The sequence below is a fragment of the Arthrobacter sp. efr-133-TYG-118 genome, assembly GCF_030209755.1.
GTDB lineage: Bacteria > Actinomycetota > Actinomycetes > Actinomycetales > Micrococcaceae > Arthrobacter.
In genome coordinates this window covers 15,826-33,998 of sequence record NZ_JARVRH010000025.1, presented here as the reverse complement: position 1 = coordinate 33,998, position 18,173 = coordinate 15,826, and the positions used below count along the sequence as shown (strand labels likewise).

Sequence of the window (18,173 nt, the reverse complement as noted above, 5' to 3'; positions counted from 1 at the left end):
GGCTCAGCCCAGTTCAGCGAGGACCTTCGCCACGATCCGCTGTACCGACAATCCGTAGCGCCCGTGCAGGGTGGGCAGTGCACCGGCGTCGAGGAACTCGTCCGGAAGCGCCACGGGAACCACCCGCTTGCCCAGCCCAGCCGTGACAATGGCCGAGGCCACGGTTTCGAATAGGCCGCCCACCACGCTGTGGTTCTCCAGCGTGACGGCCAGGCGATCGGTGTTCAGTTCCGCCAAGACGGTGGCGGCGTCGAACGGCTTGATAGTGGGGGCGTGCACGACGGCGACATCCACCTTGTGCGCGGCGAGCGCCTCCGCTGCCTGCAGCGCGCGCATGGTCATCAACCCGCTCGAGACGAACACGACGTCGTTGCCGCCGCGCAGCACCTTCGCCTTGCCGAGTTCGAACGTGTAGTCGTACTCGTCCAGCACGGTGGGGACGTTGCCGCGCAAGAGGCGCAGGTACGTCGGGCCGTCGCTGGCGGCCAGCTGCGGCACCGCTTGTTCGATGTCCACGGAGTCGCACGGATCGACGATGGTCAGATTGGGCATGCCGCGGAAGATCGCCATGTCCTCCGTGGCCTGGTGGCTGGGGCCGTAGCCCGTTGTCAGCCCAGGGAGTCCGCCGACGATGTTCACGTTCAGGTTCGGCTCAGCGATGTCGAGGCACAGGAAGTCGTAGGCCCGGCGCGCGGCAAATACGGAATAGGTCGAGGCGAACGGTATTAGGCCGGTCTCGGCGAACCCTGCCGCCGCACCGAAGAGCAACTGCTCGGCCATGCCCATCTGGAAGAACCGCTCCGGGAAGGCCTGCGCGAAAATATGCATGTCCGTGTATTTGCCCAGGTCGGCGGTGAGTCCGACGATTCGCGGGTCAGCTTCGGCGGCCTTCACCAACGCGTGGCCGAAAGGCGCGGAAGAAGTCTTTTGGCCCGGATCCGCGAAGGACGCGATCATGGCCGACGTTTTCAGCTTGGGTGCTGCGCCTTTCGGTGCTGTGCCTGTCGAAGCGGTGCCCTTCGAAGGGGTGGCGATGCTCATCGGCCGGCCTTCCCGTTGGATCCTGCGGTCAGTTGCTTGCGGCAGAGCTGCCATTCGTGTTCTTCGATGCGCATGAAGTGCGCCTTTTCGCGTTCCTCGAGCAACGGCACGCCGCGCCCCACCTTCGTGTCGCACAGGATCACGGAAGGACGCCCGACGGCGGCCGCCTGGGCGGCTGCGTTGTCGAACGCCGCCAGCAACGCACCGACGTCGTTCCCGTCCACCCGCTGCGTGTACCAGCCGAAAGCTTCCCACTTTTCCGTCACGGGCTCGGTACGAAGGACCGTGTCCGTCTTGCCGTCGGCTTGCAGGGCGTTGATGTCTACCATCGCAGTGAGGTTGCCGAGTTGGTGGTGGTGCGCGCCCATGGCGGCTTCCCAGGTGGACCCTTCGTCCAGCTCCCCGTCGGAGAGGAAGTTGTACACCCTCGCTCTGGAGCCCTCTTCGGATTGAGCGCGAAGCCGTAGGCCAAGGGCAATTCCGACAGCGATGGAGAGCCCGTGGCCAAGCGACCCCCCGGAGATTTCCATGCCCGGCGTGTACGTCGACATCCCGGACATGGGGAGGCGGGAATCGTCCGAGCCGTAGCTTTCGAGTTCCTCCACGGGAATGATCCCGGCCTCGGCCAGTGCTGCGTAGTGGCCGATTGCGTAATGGCCCGTGGAGAGCAGGAAACGGTCCCGGCCCTCCCACTCGGGATCATTGGCGCGGTAACGGAGCTGGTCCGCATAGACTGCGGCGAGCATGTCCGCCGCGCCGAGTGCCTGGCCGACATAGCCCTGGCCCTGGACTTCGCCCATGTTGAGGGCGTGGTGCCGGATCCGGTTGGCGGCTGCACCCACCCGTTCGATGCGCTCCATCGCGGTTTCTCCGATTCGCCTAGGTGTGCGTTGGTCCTGTGCCACAGTCATTAGACATTCACCGACTGGGGAGTGCTTTTGGTGGCCTCATCGGCCAATTGGCGCTCCCGCTTGCCCCAGGTTTCGCGGGTAGCCAAAGCTGCCCAGAGACCGATGGCCGCGTACAGGCCGAAGAGCAATGCCGGGCCCATCCATCCCATGGCGACGAAGAGCAGGGTGGTGATGAATGGGGTAAAGCCGGAGATCGTGGCCGAGATCTGGTACGCCAGGGAAGCGCCGGAGGCCCGGGTCTTCGCTTGGAACAGCTCGGGGAACCAGGCGCCCTGGGCACCGGCGAGGGAGTTCTGGCATACGCCGTAGGAGACGGCGATCGTGGCAATGATGAAGATGAACAAACCGGTGTTGACCAGCAGGAACATCGGGATGGCAAAGAGGACCGCAAAGGCGCAGGACCAGATGTAGACGGGACGCCGTCCGATCCTGTCTGTCAGCCGCGCCCAGGCCTGGGTTGCGAAGATGCCGATGGCCGAAGCGATGCAGAGGGCCACCAGGGTCTGGGTCTTGTCTGCCAGGTGCTGGCCGTTCAGGTAGGAAATCATGTATGTGATGGAGACGGCGTAGCCTGCGGTCTCGGCAATGCGGAGGCCGATTCCCTTGACGATGTTGCGCCAGTCGGTCTTCAGCACCTCCACGATGGGCGACTTCACGATTGCCCCGCTCTCCTTGACCTCGTCGAAGACCGGCGATTCCGGGACCTTGGAGCGGATGATCAGGCCCACGACAACCAACACCATGCTGGCGAGGAACGGAATGCGCCAGGCGAGTTCGCCGCCAAGCTGGACGCTGACGAGGAACGTCAGGTTGGCCAGCAGGAGTCCCACGGGGAATCCGGCCTGGACGATGCCGGTGTACTTTCCCTTCTTCTTCCAGGGAGCGTGCTCGTAGCTCATCAGGATGGCGCCGCCCCACTCGGCTCCGAAGGCCAGGCCTTGGACGATGCGGACGAACACGAGCAGCGCCGGCGCCAAGAGGCCCACCTGGCTGTACGTGGGAAGAAGGCCGATCAGGAACGTGGCCACGCCCATCAGGATCAGCGAGGCGACGAGGACGGGCTTGCGTCCCAGCTTGTCGCCCAGGTGGCCGCCGATGATTCCGCCGATGGGACGGGCAGCGAAGCCGACGCCGAGGGTCGCGAAAGCGGCGAGGGTTCCGGTCACGGGATCGCCCGTGGGGAAGAACGCCGTTCCGAAGTACAGGGCAGCCGCGGTGCCGAAGCCGATGAAGTCATAGGTTTCGATGACCGCGCCGACGCCGGAGCCGATGGCGACGCGCCTTGCGTCTTTGGTGCCGTGGACCGGACCGCGCATGGTCAGAGCTTCTTTGCTCATTGGTGAATCCCTTTCGAAGAGCGACTGAGGCTAGATGCTTCAGCACTGTCGACTGTTAACACATGATATGCCAGTGTGACCTGCATCATCTAGGTCTGTCAACAGTCAACTTCAAGGGTTGACTGTTAACAGTTAACTTAGCTACTATGGTTCCCATCACCACTGCCTTCGGGCACGACTGGAGGAAACGAAGATGTTCAACTCCCGACTCGGTTGCTCGTCCATCAGCTTCCGGCACCAGGATCTACCTACGGCATTGCGCACCATCAATGGCCTGGGCTTTGAGGAAATCGACCTCGGCGCACTGCCGGGCGTCTGCGATCACGTTCCCTATGAGCTTGATTCCGACGCCGTCGCCGCCGTGACTGCGGAGGTCGCCGCCTCGGGGTTGCGGGTCCGCTCGGTCAACGGCGACATAGGCGACCTCAATGCAGTGCTCGACGCCGGCCAGCGCATCGCCCGGCAAAGCCACCTTGATGCGCTGCTCACCCTTACCGCGAACACCGGCGCGAAGGCCCTGGTTCTCCCCTGCGGCGCCCTGGGGCACGATCCGGTCCGCAGCCTCGACGAGGACCTGGACACCATCGCAGCCCAGCTCATCGGTGCCGGACAACGTGCGGCGGAGTTCGGCGTCGAACTCTGGACTGAATCCCTGCACTTCCTTCGGTTCTGCTGGAACCTGGGCCGCGCAGAACAGCTGGCCGCGCGGCTGGCGGGCTCCGGCGTCGGGATTGTCATGGACTTCAGCCACATCGTCGCCGCGGGCGAAGACCCACTCGAGTACATCGAACACCATCGGGGCCGGATTGCCCACGTCCACCTGCGGGACGCGGTCCCGGGCAACATCAACCTCAGTATCGGAAACGGCCAGGCGGACTTCGCCGCCGGACTCAGCTCGCTGGCGGCCACCGGCTACGGCGGCCATTTCTCGCTCGAGCTCGAAACCCGCGACGTCACCCACGACGAACGCCCGGCAGCAGCCGCCAAAGCCGCCAGCTTCATCACAGACCTCATCTGACTTTCACAACAACAAACCCAAGGAGCATCATGACCACCACCATCCAGCGCACCGCTGTCCTCACCGGGGCAACCTCGGACCGGGGCATCGGCATCACCACCGCACGCCGCTACGCCAGTGACGGCTGGGCAGTGGTGATCCTGGACCTCGACGGCGAGAAGTCCGCCAAGGTCGCAGCGGAAATCGGCAACCAGTTCAACGTCCCTGCGTTCGGTTACGAGATCGACGTCGCCAACGAAGCTTCCGTCAACGCGGCGTACAAGGCAGTCGCCGCCGAGATCAGCGCAGGCAACCTTCCCGCCGTCGGCGCCCTCGCCAACATTGCCGGGATCACCTCCCCTGTGCCGTTCCTCGAAACCACGCTGGAACTCTGGCACAAGATCATGGACGTGAACGCCACCGGCACCTACCTGGTGACCAAGGCTTTCCTGCCGGACATGATCGCCAGCGGCTGGGGCCGCATCGTGAACATGTCCTCCGTCTCCGCCCAGCGCGGCGGCGGCGTCTTCGGCAAGGTCCCCTACTCCGCCGCGAAGGCAGCCATCCTCGGCTTCACCAAGGCGTTGGCCCGCGAAATCGGCGCAACCGGCGTCACCGTGAACGCCATTACTCCCGGCGCCGTGGACACCAACATCCGCGTCGGCAGCACCGACGAGCAGGAAGCCGCCATCAACGCAGGCATCCCCCTGGGCCGCAACGCCACTACCGAGGAAATCGCCGCCGTCATCACGTTCCTGTCTTCCGAGGAATCCGCCTACCTCACTGGCACCACCATCGACATCAACGGTGGAAGCCACATCCACTAGCAGTCCCCGCATCCGTAGCCGAAAGAGCCCACGATGACCAAAATCTTCAACGATCCCGCCGATTTCGCAGACGAAGCCCTCGCCGGTTTCTGCGACCTCCACTCCGGCCTGGTGCGCCAGGTTCCCGGCGGCGCAGTGCGCCGCCACCGCCCCGAGCAGCCCAAGGTCGCGGTCCTGGCCGGCGGCGGATCCGGGCACTACCCCGCATTCGCCGGACTCATCGGCGCGGGACTTGCCGACGGCGCCGTCGTGGGCAACATCTTCACCTCCCCGTCCTCGCAACAGGCCTACTCCGTCGCCAAGGCCGCGGATTCCGGCGCTGGCGTGGTGTTTACCTACGGCAACTACGCCGGGGACGTCCTGAACTTCGGCATGGCAAGCGAGCGCCTGGCTGCGGAAGGCATCGCCGTGGAAAACGTGCTGGTGACAGACGATATTGCGAGCGCACCGCCGTCGGAATCTGCCAAACGCCGCGGCATCGCGGGTGACTTCACGGTCTTCAAGGTCATGGGCGCCGCCGCCGAAGCGGGAGCCGGGCTTAGCGACGTCGTGCGCTTGGGCAGGAAGGCCAATAGCCTGACCCGTACCATCGGCAGCGCCTTCCACGGCTGCACCTTCCCCGGCGCAGAAGCGCCGCTGTTCACGCTCAAGGACAAGCAGATGGGACTTGGCCTGGGCATCCACGGCGAGCCCGGTTTGTTCGACACCGATCTCCCGCCAGCCAAGGAACTCGGCCAGGAACTTGTTGCCCGGCTGTTGGCGGAAACCCCGCACGGGGCGGGCAACCGCCTCGCCGTGATTCTCAACGGACTCGGTTCCACCAAGCACGAAGAACTCTTCGTCCTGTGGCTGACCGTGGCTCCGTTGCTGCGCGCGGCCGGTTACGCCTTGGTCATGCCGGAGGTCGGTGAACTGGTCACGAGCCTGGACATGTCCGGCGTCTCCCTCACTATCACGTGGCTGGACGCGGAACTTGAGCCGCTTTGGACGGCCCCCGCTGAAACGCCCGCTTACCGGCGCGGCAACGCCGATCTGCTGACCGGCGGCCAGCTTGCCGAGGAAGCGTTCGACGGCGGCCCTGTCGCCGTGGAATTTGCGGCCACCCTGGACTCGCGCAACTATGCCGCGAGCTGCGCGGAAGCGCTCGAGGCGGCCCGGAAAGCACTGCACGACGCCGAATCGCACCTTGGCGACATGGACGCGGTAGCGGGCGACGGCGACCACGGCCGCGGGATGGTCCGCGGCATCGATGCCGCCACTGCGGCAGCTGCAAAGGCGCTGGCCGATGGTGCCGGAGCCGGCGATATGTTGGGAGCCGCCGGCGACGCTTGGGCGGATAAAGCCGGCGGAACGTCGGGCGTCCTGTGGGGCGCAGGCCTCCGGGCATTCGGCGAATCCCTTGGCAATGACGAGGCGCCGGAACCGGCTGGACTCGCCGCCGCCGTGACAGCGTTCGCTGCGCGGATCACTGATCTGGGCAAGGCCGAGCTAGGTGACAAGACCATGGTCGATGCTCTCCTCCCCTTCGCCGAAACCTTCAGGAAGCGCACCTCCGAGGGTGTCCTTCCGGAGGTTGCCTGGACTGAAGCTGCCGCAGCGGCCACCTCGGCCGCGGAAGCCACGGCCTCGCTCCGCCCGCTCAAAGGACGGGCCCGGCCGCTCGCCGAGAAGAGCCTTGGCACGGCCGACCCCGGAGCTACTTCGCTGGCCATGATCTTCACAGTCATGGGCCCGCACCTTGTGAGTGCGAAAGACGCAGCAAAGCACGCCGGAGCGATCGCATGACCACGAAAGGACAGACCATGGGTTTCCGACTCATCCTGGGCGCCGACGAAGCAGGCGTGGACTACAAAGACCGGATCATGGCGGACTTGCGGGACGATCCGCGGGTCAGTGAAATCATCGACATCGGCGTGAACCGCGGCGACTCCCCGGAGGACTTCACCACGCCCTATCCGTACGTTGGGATCAAGGCGGGCGAGCTCATCCGGGATGGCCATGCTGACCGGGCGATCCTGTTCTGCGGCACGGGAATCGGCGTGGCGATCGCAGCGAACAAGGTGGACGGAATCCGCGCCACCACTGCCCACGATTCCTTCTCCGCGGAGCGATCCATCCTGTCCAACGATTGCCAGGTACTCACCATGGGCCAGCGCGTAGTCGGGGTGGAACTGGCCAGCAGGCTGGCACGGGAATGGCTCGGCTACGCCTTCGACCCAGCCTCGGCGTCGGCCGACAAGGTCAAGGTGCTCACGGATTTCGAGGGCTGCTGAGTCCCGTCCCCCGGTCCCAACTGACTCGCATTTGTTGTCGTTTAGGGGTCTCATAACGACAACAACTGCGAGCTACTTGGGTCTTACACCATCCGGGGTGGGCCTGAATTTGGGCTAGGCGTAGGGTGGAATGTGGACGATAGGAGCACTTCATGAAGAAAATCCTCATGGTACTGACCAGCGTTTCCGAGCTCGGTGATACGGGAAAAAAGACCGGCTACAACGTGGCGGAGGCTGCACATCCTTGGAAGGTCTTCAAAGATTCCGGGCACTTCGTCGACTTCGCATCCATCCAAGGCGGCAAGCCCCCGCGCGATGAAGTGGACTCGCAAGATCCCATCCAGGTTGCCTTCACGGAGGACGAGGCCACACGCGCCGGTCTCTACAACACTGCCCGCGTGGACGTCGTTGATCCGGGCCAGTACGACGCAGTCTTCCTCGTGGGGGGCCACGGCACCATGTGGGACTTCCCGGACAGCGAAGGCCTACAGAACCTGGTTGCCAGCGTCTACGACGCCGGTGGTGTGGTGGGCGCGGTCTGCCACGGACCCGCGGGTTTGGTGAACGTGGACCTGGCCGACGGGTTCCGGCTCGTCGGCGGCCGGGAGGTGGCCGCCTTCACCAACGACGAAGAAGTTGCCGCAGGAATGGACAAGGTCATCCCGTTCTTCTTGGCCGACCGGCTCAAGGAACAGGGCGCGATCCACGTCTTCGCCGACGTCTTCACAGAGAAGGTTGCGGTCTCCGAGCGCTTGGTGACCGGGCAGAACCCGGCCTCCGCCGCGGGCGTGGCGAAAGAGATGGAGAAACTCCTCGCGGAGGTCATCCACCAGGAAAAGGCCGAGGAACAGCACGAGGCGGAGGCCTTGCGCGCGGAGAAGGACGCCAAGAAAGAGGCCAAGAAAGCTGCTGCGGCAGGCACAGAGCACTAACATTTCTCATTTGCTCTTGACAAGCGCTCCCTGAACCGGTTCAGTAGACATAACAAAACCGGTTCAGTGACCCCGATCACCAAGTGGCAATGAGGCAAACATGACAGTGACCATCAACGACGTTGCGCAGGCAGCCGGCGTGAGCAAGGGCGCCGTCTCGTACGCGTTGAATGGGCAGCCAGGCGTCAGTGATGACACCCGGGAACGCATTCTCAGGGTAGCCCGGGAACTGGGGTGGAAGCCGAATCTTCGCGCAAAGAGCCTATCTTCAGCCAAAGCCTTCGCCGTGGGGCTCGTGGTGGCAAGGGACCCCAGGCTTTTGGGAACAGACCCCTTCTTCCCCGCGTTCATCGCCGGGATCGAGACCACGTTGGTTGAGCACGAATACGCGTTGGTCCTCACCGTTGCCGCGAGCGCCGACGCCGAAGAACTGGCCTATCGGAAGCTGGCTGCCGACAGCCGCGTGGACGGCGTCATCCTTACGGACATGAGGGTTGACGACTCCCGGATCGCCTTATTGCAGAGCCTCAAGATTCCGGCCGTCACCCTTAACCGGCCCGAAACTACCTCGCCGTTCCCTGCCGTCTGCATGGACGACACCGAAGGCATTGCGGCCGCCGTCGAGCATCTGGTTTCCCTGGGACACACCAGAATTGGGCACGTGGGCGGACCGCAGAGTTACATTCACGGCCGAAGCCGGCGGTTGGCCTGGCAAAACGCCATGTCGAAAGCCGGGCTCGAGGCCGGTTCCTTCATCGAGGCGGACTTCACCGCAGCCGGTGGATTGGCGGCTACCGCGGAACTGCTTCGCTCGGCCCAACGGCCCACTGCGATCATCTACGCGAACGACCTGATGGCCACTGCCGGACAGTCCTACGCCCAGTCCCTCGGACTGACCGTTCCCGATGATCTGTCCATCACGGGCTACGACGACACAGAGCTCGCTACCTACCTCAACCCTCCGTTGACCACTGTCCCCGCCGATCCGCTGCTCTGGGGGCGTGTTGCCGCCCAGCAGTTGCTGAGCCTGCTCGGCGGAGCTCCTGCGGAAGACATCTATCTGCCGTCCCCGAAGCTGGTTGTCCGCGCCTCCACCGGGCCGGCCCCCAGCATGCCGAAAAACTAACCGCCTCCCACGTCCAGTCTTACGAATATCGATTTACCCGCAATTGGGTGGGGTTATTTGCCATTCCCGCTTGAAGGCAATGCCGCCACAGCCTGTCAATTTTTACCCGCAAAAGGAGTTGCAATGAAGCACGGAAAAATTAGTTCGAGATTCCTCTCCCTTACCGCTATTGCCGTTATCGGAGCCGGCCTGGCAGCATGCGGTGGAGGCGCCTCCAGCAACACAGCCTCTGGAGCCAACTCTGCCACCGCGGCCAAGGGTCCCATCAAGATCTGGTACTCCAACAACGAGTTCGAGGTGAAGTGGGGCAAGGACATGGTGGCCTCATGGAACGCTGCCCATCCCGACCAGCAAGTCGATGCGCAGGAAATCCCGGCAGGCAAGAGCTCCGAAGAGGTCATCGGGGCAGCAATTACCGCCGGCAATGCTCCCTGCCTGGTCTTCAACACCGCCCCGGTGGCGGTGCCGCAGTTCCAGAAGCAGGGTGGCCTGGTCCCGCTCGACTCGTTCCCGGACGGCGCCCAGTACATCAAGGACCGCACCGGCGACCTCGCCAATCAGTACAAGTCATCTGACGGCAAGACGTACCAGCTTCCATGGAAGTCCAACCCGGTGGTCCTCTTCTACAACAAGGACGTCTTCGCGAAGGCCGGCCTGGACCCGGAAAAGCCCAAGCTTGCCACTCAGTCTGAGTTCCTTGACACTGCCCGCACCCTCGTGAAGTCCGGGGCCGTTGCCAATGCCGTGTGGCCTTCCCCCACGAGCGATTTCTACCAGCCTTGGTTCGACTTCTACCCGTTCTACGCCGCCAATTCGGGCGGCACTACGCTGCTCAAGGATGGCAAGTCCACCTTTGATAGCGATCAAGGCAAGCAGGTCGCCACTATGTTCCAGACCCTCTACAAGGAGAACCTGGCATCCAAGGAAGCGTACAAGGGTGACTCCTTCGCGGACGGCAAGGCCGGCATGTCCCTCGCGGGCCCCTGGGCCGTCGCCGCTTACAAGGGCAAGGTGAACTGGGGCACGGTCCCGGTCCCGGGTGCTCAAGCCCAGACCAACGGCTCCACCTTCTCTGACGCCAAGAACATCGCCATGTACTCCTCGTGCAAGAACCAGGGCACCGCATGGGAGGTCATGAAGTTCGCCACCAGCAAGGAACAAGACGGCAAGCTCCTCTCCGGTACCGGCCAGATGCCGATGCGCAAGGACTTGGCCACCACCTACGCGGACTACTTCAGCCAGAACCCGGCTTACAAGACCTTCGCCGACGAAGCCGCACGCACCGTGGAAGTCCCCAACGTCTCCAACTCAGTCCAGATCTGGCAGACCTTCCGTGACGCTTGGAGCAAGTCCGTGATCTTCGGCAACCAGAGCATCGACGACGCTTTCAAGGGTGCCTCTGACAAGATCAACCAACTGGCAGCCCAGAAGTAGCAGGCGAATCCCCATGTCACTTCGCTCAGCTGGGGGTCCCGCTACGGGAGACACTGCCGGGCGGACCGTGGACCAGCGGCAGGCGCCCAGGAAACGCAAAAACTTCCTGGGCCGCCAGCCGCTGGGACTGCTGTTCAGCGCCCCCTACGTCATCTTCGTCCTTGGAGTGCTGGCATATCCGCTTGGGTACGCCGTCTACATCTCCTTCCACCAGTTCTTCTTCACCGCTCCGGGCGTCCAGGTTGACCGGCCCTTCGTGGGGTTGGACAACTACATCAGCGTCCTGTCCGATCCTGAAGTACAGCGTTCCTTCGCCAACATCGGCATCTTCCTGGTCATCAACGTGCCGCTGACAGTGGGCCTGTCCCTGGTCCTGGCCAACGCCTTGAACCGCGTGACGCGGCTCAGGACCTTCTTCCGGGTCAGCTACTACGTCCCGTACGTCACGGCGAGCGTCGCCGTCGTCGGCGTCTGGCTGTTCCTGTTCCAGCAGAACGGGCTGGTCAACGCCATTCTGGGCCCGCTGGCCCCGAACCCCTCGTGGTTGACGAACTCCTGGCTGGCAATGCCAACCGTTGCTTTGTACGTGACGTGGAAGCAGTTGGGATTCTTCATCCTGCTGTACCTAGCCGCACTACAGAACATCCCCGACGAGCTCTACGAGTCCGCCTCGGTGGACGGCGGGAACAAATGGGTCCAGTTCTGGAACATCACCGTTCCGGGAGTGCGCTCGGCCAGCGTGCTGGTGACCCTGCTCGCCACCATCACCGGAGCGAACCTGTTCACCGAGCCCTATCTGCTCACTGGCGGAGGCGGCCCGGACGGAGCCTCGACGTCGCCGGTGTTCCTGATGTACCAGAAGGGAATCCTGCAGGGGAATCCCGATGTGGCGGCAGCGCTGGGTGTGGTGCTGGTGATCGGCGTGTTGCTGATCGCCCTGATCCAGAAACGCCTCGTAGGCGGAAAGGAGGACTGACGTGTCGATTTTCAATAAGGCGCCTCTCAGGAATGACGACGACGACGCCCGCCGGCCACGTGCCGGCACTCCCGAAGGAGCGACTTCCGAAGCCCCGACAACCGTAGCTGCCGCCTCCCGCAAGGGCAGTTCCGTGGCGAAGCGCAAGAACCTGGGCGTGGGCAGCTTCGTGCTGCTGGCCCTGGGAGCCTTCGTCTTCCTCTTCCCGTTCTACTACATGTTCATCGGCTCGCTCCAAACCAATCCGGACACCTCCGTGGGTGGCGCGTTCCCTAGTCCGGCAAACATCACCGGCGAGAACTACAGCAACATCAACAACTCGATCGACCTGCTGAAAGGCCTGGTCAACTCGGGTGTTTTCACCGGTGGCGTCATCTTCTTCACTGTGGTGTTCGGGCTCCTGGTGGGCTACGCGCTCGCCCAGATGCAATTCCGCGGTAAAGGGTTTGTGTTCGGGATGATGCTGCTGGTGCAGATGATTCCGTTCCAGCTGCTGCTCATCCCGCTGTACGTCATGATTGTCCGGGACTACGGGCTCGCAGACACGTATCTCGGCATGATCCTCCCGTTCGCGATCAATTCCACCGCAGTGTTCGTCTTCCGCCAGTACTTCATGCAGCTGCCCTCCACCTTGTTCGAAGCCGCCCGCATCGACGGAGCCAGCGAGCTGAGGATCCTCTGGCAGATCGCGATCCCCCTGGTCCGGCCCGCCATTGTCACGGCAGTCCTGCTGACTTTCATCGGCCCGTGGAATGAGTTCCTGTGGCCGTTCCTCGTCACCAAGGACCAAGCCATTCAGCCGCTTGCGGTCTCCCTCGCGAACTACATCTCGAACATTGCCGCCACGGCATCAAACCCGTTCGGCGCCATCCTGGCCGGTGCCTGCGTTCTCGCGGCCCCCGCCGTCGCGCTGTTCATCTTCTTCCAGCGCCAATTCATTTCCACCAATATCGGATCAAGCGTAAAGGGCTAAGCTCTATGACTTCCTCAACTTCAGCACTCCCCACCGTCCCGTTCACGCTCACCCGCACCGGCGTCATCATGACCCCGGAGGACGGGAACGAGTTCGAAGCCGAAGGCGTCCTCAACCCGGCCAGCGGCCGCGGACCCGACGGCGAGCTGTACCTTCTGCCCCGCCTCGTGGCGAAGGGCAATGTTTCCCGCGTCGGGCTCGCCAAGGTGATCGTCGGCGACGACGGCGTTCCGTCCGGCGTCGAACGCCAGGGCGTTGTCCTGGCACCGGACGAAGGGTGGGAACGCGGCCTCAACAACGCGGGAACGGAAGATCCCCGCGTCACCTGGGTACCGTCCCTCGGCCGCCACCTGATGACGTATGTTGCCTACGGACCGCTTGGTCCCCGCCTGGCCTTCGCCCATTCTGAAGACCTGCGCACGTGGGACCGCCTGGGGCCCTGCCATTTCGAGTACCAGGCCGACCTTTCCATGGACTTGAACTTGTTCGCCAACAAGGACGCCGTATTCTTCCCGGAACCGGTCGACGATCCCGATGGCGTCCCCTCCTACGCTTTGCTGCACCGCCCCATGTGGGACCTTGGCTGGATCCGTGAGGGCGAAGGCGAGCACCTGCCGGCCGGCCTCGATGACAACCGCCCGGGTATCTGGATTTCCTACGTCGCAGTTGCCGACGTCGAGAGGGACATTCGCAACCTCGTTCACCTGCGCAAGCACAAGCTCGTGGCCCTGAGCGAGTTCCCCTTCGAAGAACTCAAGATCGGCGGCGGACCGGCACCGATCCGGGTCGATGAGGGCTGGCTCCTGATCTACCACGGTGTCTCCGGATCGATGGAAAAGTCCGCCTTCGACCACCAGCAGAACGTCAACTACACGGCCGCTGCGATGATCCTCGACAGTGACGATCCCTCCATCGTGATCGCCCGCAGCGACAAGCCGCTACTGGCACCGGAAACGGAAGACGAGATCTCGGGCATCGTCCCCAACGTCGTTTTCCCTACGGCAATAGAGAAAATCGGCGAGCAGCTGTTCGTCTTCTATGGCATGGCTGATTCGAAGATCGGCGTGGCGCGGCTGGACCGCGCTTAGGACCGGACCGCCACCAAGGAGCACCCCGCCCCAGCAGTCCAGCCCCTCTTCCACGCCCCTAGGAATTAGACATGACACCTTCTCTTGTTAGTCCACGGCTGAAATCCGCCCCGGTCGCAGTTGTTGCAACGCTGTCGATGCTCCTGGCCGGGGCGGGGGTTGCCTCAGCGGCACAGCCGGCCCAAGGTACGGCGACGCAGCCCGCTGCGTCGCAGGCACTGGCCACGGCGTCGGCACCGTTGACCAATCTGTCCCACCTGAATTTCCTGCTCGACACGGTGCCTCTTCACGCTGTGGATGGCCACACGACGTACCAGATCGGTGAACATCCCGCAGCACAAGCACCGTGGACGTATGCCAACAAGAATTCCGACGGCAGCTACACGCGGGTAGGCGGAGGTTCCAAGGACCCGGCCACAGGCTACTGGAGCCAGGGGGCCTTCAACGCGGACGACATTGCGCGCACCGCCGTCGTCTACTTGCGCCATTGGCAGCAGACCGGCGACGCCTCGAGCCGCACCCGCGCCTTCGACGTGCTGCGCGAGCTGACATATTTGCAGACGTCTTCCGGCCCCAACGCCGGCAACGTGGTCTTGTGGCAGCAAGCCGATGGCACACTCACGCCGAGTGCCAAGCCGGTGGAACTTCCAGACCCCAGCGATTCAGCCGAGTCCTATTGGCTTGCCCGGACTGTGTGGGCGCTCGGCGAAGGGTATGCGGCGTTCAAGTCTGCCGATCCCCAGTTTGCAGCGTTCCTGCAGTCCAGGCTGGACCTCGCCGTCGGGTCCGTGAACAAACAGTCCCTCGCCAAGTACGGCAAGTACGACGTTGCCGACGGCGCCAAGGTCCCAGCCTGGCTGATCACCGGAGGGGCGGATGCCTCGGCGGAAGCCGTGCTCGGACTCTCCGCCTACTCAAAGGCGGCGCCCGACGACGGCGCTGCCGCCACCGCGCTGAACCAGCTCACCGAAGGCATCGCCGCGATGTCCTCGGGATCTGTTCAGCAGTGGCCCTTTGGCGCGATTCTTCCGTGGAACCAGTCCCGAACCCTGTGGCACGCTTGGGGCGGAATGGCCGCGGCCGCCGTCGCGAACGCGTCCCCGTTGCTGCATCGCCCCGATCTGCTGACGGCAGCGGTCAAGGACTCCGCCCAATTCACTCCGCAACTCCTTGCCGCAGGCGGACCGGACAATGCCTGGAGCCCTACCCCGGGTGAGGCGCAGATAGCCTACGGCGTGGACTCGCGGGTTGAAGGACTCGTGGCGACCGCCAAGGCGGCGAATGCTCCCGGGCTGCTGGACGTCGCAGCAGTTGCTGCCGGCTGGTACTTCGGTGCCAACCGCAGTGGAAAGCCTGCCTACAACCCTGCAACCGGCACGGCGATCGACGGCATCGAAACCGACGGCCGCGTCAACCCTAACTCCGGGGCGGAATCCACCATCCACACGTTGTTGTCCATGCTCGCTTTGGATGCCAATCCGGAGCTCAAGGCCAAGGCCCTGGGGATCAGCAGCACCGTGGGGACAGACGGGCTCAAGGTGGCCGAAGCCGAATCCGGAACCATCACCGGCGGTGCAGTGGTCAAGCCTGCCTCCGCATGGACCGGTGAGGCGAACTGGTCCGGCGGCGCATACGTCGCCCTCAACGCGGGTGGCACCCTGAAGATCCCGGTCCCGGTATCGGAGCAGGCACGCAATGCGTACCCGATCGTGAACGAGCGCCCCGAAGCCGCCGGAACGACGTCGTGGACTTCCGGGAGCACTTTCCTGGGCACCACGCCCAACGGTGGCGCGGGCGAGCAAGGCATCACGGCAGCTCCGGGCAAGCTCCTCCCCATCTCCCTTGACCACGCAATACCAGGGGGCCAGGGCAGCGTGACCGCCAAGGCCGGAAGCGACGCGTCGATCGACGGTGTGCTGCTGCAGCCGCAGATCTCCTCGGTGTCAGTCTCCGGTTCCGGGGGCCAATCAACGCTGTACATTAGTGCAGCCCCGGGAAGCATCGAGCGAAAAGTGGACATGCCCCAAGGGTTCCATTTGAGCCAGCAGGCCTTTGACGCTTCCGGCCAGCCCGTCACACCAGGTCCAGACCAGAACGGCGCAGACCACTCCGGCCGCGTCACTGTAGCCCCGGGTGGGTTCACCTGGGTGACCCTGGTCCGCAACTAGTCCCCACCGGCTCCCAGCCTTCGCAAGCTCAGGCCGGGGCCCTCGCCGGTGTGGGCCCACGCCACCGGCTCCCAGCCTTCGCAAGTCCCCATCGCCACAGGAAGAACCCATGCAGAAAATCACCAAAGAAGCCCTGTTCCACAGCTACGAGGGAGCACTCACGTTCAGCAATCCGCTGACCGACACCATTTCCACCGACCAGTTTTCCGCGGAGTATCCCGAGCACCCGGAATGGGCTGTGGGCCCGTTCCGCAAGGACAATTCCCTGACGTTCCGGCAAGTCCAGGACTGGGCCGATCCGACAGGCATCGGCTGGACCGCGGATTCAATCTTCAATCCCTCCGTCATGGAGCGCGACGGCAAGCTCTACCTCTTCTACCGCGCATCCCCGCGCAAGGAATCGGTCTCCAGCCGTATCGGCGTCGCCGTCTACGATCCCGAAACCGGGTGGCAGGACAACCCCTCCAATCCAGTGATCTACCCTACCCAGGACAATGAGATCCTTGGCTGCGAAGATCCCAAGGTGTACCAGGCCAACGGCCGCTACTACATGTTCTACAACGGGATCTGGACGATCGACCGCAGCGAGGAGCAGGCTGGCCAGGACCCGGATGTCTATCCCCTTGGCGATGTAGGCTGCGACATCAATGTTGCAGTGTCCGACGACTTGATCCGTTGGGAAAAGCTCGGCCTGGCTGTCCCTTACGAGGTTTCACGGTTCTGGGCCAAGGGGGCCGTCATCCCCCGAAACGCCCGGGGCGAAGCCGTCAAGATCGGTGGCCACTATCTCATGTATCTGTCCGAGGGCTGCGGCGGAACCACCCATGTGGGACGCTCCGCCGACATGGTGAACTGGACGTTTGAACCCCAGGAGTACCTGGACCTTGGGCCGCTGGGCGGGTCACTGCACGAAGTGGCCTGCGCCATTGTTGACGACAGCGACGGCGAGGTCGACGGCGGCAAGCTGGTGCTGGACTTCTTCTACGGCGACGCGGACGGCCAATTCTCCGCCGCGCAGGCGCTCTATGACGTGAACCAGCCCTTCACCCAGAAGGCGATGCACAGAGGTGGCTCGCTGGCGTGGGGCGGACTCCTCAAGTTCGGCGGAAGCTGGATGTTCGCCCAAGGCTGGGATGCCCCTTCGGGATCGCGGGAGATGTACTTCTACCGCGCGGACCCGAGCTAGTGCCACACCCGGGCGCCATCGGCGCAGTCGTAGGTCTGGACATCGGAGGTTCAAAGACGCGCGGCATCAAATGGTTGGATGGCACTGCTGTTGCAGATACTTCGGCCGGCAGCGCAAACGTCCAGAACGTGAGCCGCACCCAAGCCCGCACCACCCTGGAGGGTGTCTTCGCCACCCTCCAGGGCGGGTCCGTTGCACGGGTGGTGGTTGGTTCCGGAGGGATCGACACCGCCGAAGACGCGAACGCACTGAAGGAACTGATCCAGCCGTTGGCTCCCGACGCTGTCGTCTCCGTTGTCCATGACACGCGCCTTCTGTTGGCTGCCGCAGGATGCAGCACTGGAATCGCCGTGATCGCCGGCACCGGATCGGCGGCCTGGGGCACCAACGGCGAGGATCAAGCGCGCGCGGGCGGCTGGGGTTACTTGCTTGGCGACGAAGGCAGCGGTTACTGGTTCGGTCGCGAAGCGGTGAGGTACAGCCTTGAGCGCATGAACAACGGGCTACGCCCCGACGCGCTGACGAAAGCGCTTTTGAAATCTTGTGGACTCCTCGGTCCGGAGGGTTTGATTGCCCTTTTCCATGGCGACGCGGGGCGCGAGTTTTGGGCTTCCAAATCACCGATTGTGTTTGAGTGCGCGGCCGCGGGGCATACCGCTTCCTTGGACATGATCCTCCAGGCAGGTACCGATCTTGCCTCCTTGGCGGCGAAGTGCGCGGGGCAACTCAACATCGAGGGACCGATCGTCCTCGGCGGAGGTCTAGGCATGAACCAGCCCCCATTACAGGCAGCCATGCGGATAGCCCTTGCCTCACGTGGCATCGACACTTTGCAGGTCCTCACCCGGGATCCGGTCTTCGGCGCACTGCAACTCGCATCCCATTAGACACCGCTGTGATGAGT

Annotated in this window: 16 protein-coding genes; 13 read left to right on the top strand and 3 right to left on the bottom strand. The window is 63.8% G+C overall.

The window, feature by feature from the left end; all coding sequences use genetic code 11:
- Nucleotides 1–3 precede the first annotated feature (3 nt).
- Genes QRN59_RS19555 through QRN59_RS19545 form a run of 3 tightly spaced genes read right to left on the bottom strand, consistent with a single transcriptional unit; the run spans nucleotide 4 to nucleotide 3,289 of the window.
- The gene (locus tag QRN59_RS19555) at nucleotides 4–1,041 is read right to left on the bottom strand and encodes a transketolase family protein (RefSeq protein ID WP_502871090.1); all 1,038 of its coding nucleotides are present in this window, start codon (nucleotides 1,039–1,041) and stop codon (nucleotides 4–6) included.
- Nucleotides 1,038–1,901: a transketolase gene (locus QRN59_RS19550; protein WP_284984124.1), complete on the bottom strand. Its 864-nt coding sequence runs from the start codon at nucleotides 1,899–1,901 to the stop codon at nucleotides 1,038–1,040. Before QRN59_RS19550 ends, QRN59_RS19555 begins: the two co-directional genes overlap by 4 nt.
- 50 nt (nucleotides 1,902–1,951) lie before the next feature.
- Complete coding sequence (locus tag QRN59_RS19545) at nucleotides 1,952–3,289, bottom strand: MFS transporter (RefSeq protein WP_284984123.1); 1,338 nt, start codon at nucleotides 3,287–3,289, stop codon at nucleotides 1,952–1,954.
- 193 nt (nucleotides 3,290–3,482) lie between these two features.
- On the opposite strand from QRN59_RS19545, the gene QRN59_RS19540 reads away from it, so the two are divergent.
- The 13 genes from QRN59_RS19540 to QRN59_RS19480 all read left to right on the top strand — a co-directional run bounded on the left by QRN59_RS19540 (nucleotide 3,483) and on the right by QRN59_RS19480 (nucleotide 18,156).
- Entirely contained in the window at nucleotides 3,483–4,307 is an 825-nt protein-coding gene (locus QRN59_RS19540) for a sugar phosphate isomerase/epimerase family protein (RefSeq protein WP_284984122.1), read from the top strand.
- A 29-nt stretch (nucleotides 4,308–4,336) separates the two neighbouring features.
- A complete protein-coding gene (locus tag QRN59_RS19535) occupies nucleotides 4,337–5,113 on the top strand; it encodes an SDR family NAD(P)-dependent oxidoreductase (protein ID WP_284984121.1) in 777 nt (258 codons plus the stop codon).
- A gap of 33 nt (nucleotides 5,114–5,146) precedes the next feature.
- Nucleotides 5,147–6,898, top strand: coding sequence for a dihydroxyacetone kinase family protein (locus QRN59_RS19530; RefSeq protein ID WP_284984120.1), 1,752 nt, complete (start codon nucleotides 5,147–5,149; stop codon nucleotides 6,896–6,898).
- Nucleotides 6,895–7,386 carry an RpiB/LacA/LacB family sugar-phosphate isomerase gene (locus QRN59_RS19525; RefSeq protein WP_284984119.1) on the top strand — a complete coding sequence of 164 codons (492 nt, stop codon included), beginning with the start codon at nucleotides 6,895–6,897 and terminating at the stop codon, nucleotides 7,384–7,386. Before QRN59_RS19530 ends, QRN59_RS19525 begins: the two co-directional genes overlap by 4 nt.
- A gap of 152 nt (nucleotides 7,387–7,538) precedes the next feature.
- Entirely contained in the window at nucleotides 7,539–8,318 is a 780-nt protein-coding gene (locus QRN59_RS19520; protein ID WP_284984118.1) for a type 1 glutamine amidotransferase domain-containing protein, read from the top strand.
- Between the two features lie 100 nt (nucleotides 8,319–8,418).
- Nucleotides 8,419–9,444, top strand: coding sequence for a LacI family DNA-binding transcriptional regulator (locus QRN59_RS19515; RefSeq protein ID WP_284984117.1), 1,026 nt, complete (start codon nucleotides 8,419–8,421; stop codon nucleotides 9,442–9,444).
- Between the two features lie 123 nt (nucleotides 9,445–9,567).
- Nucleotides 9,568–10,878: an extracellular solute-binding protein gene (locus QRN59_RS19510; RefSeq protein WP_284984116.1), complete on the top strand. Its 1,311-nt coding sequence runs from the start codon at nucleotides 9,568–9,570 to the stop codon at nucleotides 10,876–10,878.
- Nucleotides 10,879–10,891: 13 nt separating this feature from the next.
- Nucleotides 10,892–11,854, top strand: coding sequence for a carbohydrate ABC transporter permease (locus QRN59_RS19505; RefSeq protein ID WP_284984115.1), 963 nt, complete (start codon nucleotides 10,892–10,894; stop codon nucleotides 11,852–11,854).
- Nucleotides 11,855–12,071: 217 nt separating this feature from the next.
- The gene (locus QRN59_RS19500) at nucleotides 12,072–12,827 is read left to right on the top strand and encodes a carbohydrate ABC transporter permease (protein WP_284984184.1); all 756 of its coding nucleotides are present in this window, start codon (nucleotides 12,072–12,074) and stop codon (nucleotides 12,825–12,827) included.
- 5 nt (nucleotides 12,828–12,832) lie between these two features.
- Nucleotides 12,833–13,915: a glycoside hydrolase family 130 protein gene (locus tag QRN59_RS19495; RefSeq protein WP_284984114.1), complete on the top strand. Its 1,083-nt coding sequence runs from the start codon at nucleotides 12,833–12,835 to the stop codon at nucleotides 13,913–13,915.
- 71 nt (nucleotides 13,916–13,986) lie between these two features.
- Nucleotides 13,987–16,083, top strand: a complete 2,097-nt coding sequence (locus QRN59_RS19490) for a hypothetical protein (RefSeq protein ID WP_284984113.1) — start codon at nucleotides 13,987–13,989, stop codon at nucleotides 16,081–16,083.
- A 109-nt stretch (nucleotides 16,084–16,192) separates the two neighbouring features.
- Nucleotides 16,193–17,269 carry a glycoside hydrolase family 130 protein gene (locus QRN59_RS19485; RefSeq protein ID WP_284984112.1) on the top strand — a complete coding sequence of 359 codons (1,077 nt, stop codon included), beginning with the start codon at nucleotides 16,193–16,195 and terminating at the stop codon, nucleotides 17,267–17,269.
- Nucleotides 17,269–18,156, top strand: a complete 888-nt coding sequence (locus QRN59_RS19480; RefSeq protein WP_284984111.1) for an N-acetylglucosamine kinase — start codon at nucleotides 17,269–17,271, stop codon at nucleotides 18,154–18,156. The genes QRN59_RS19485 and QRN59_RS19480 overlap by 1 nt, the downstream gene beginning before the upstream one ends.
- Nucleotides 18,157–18,173: the final 17 nt, after the last annotated feature.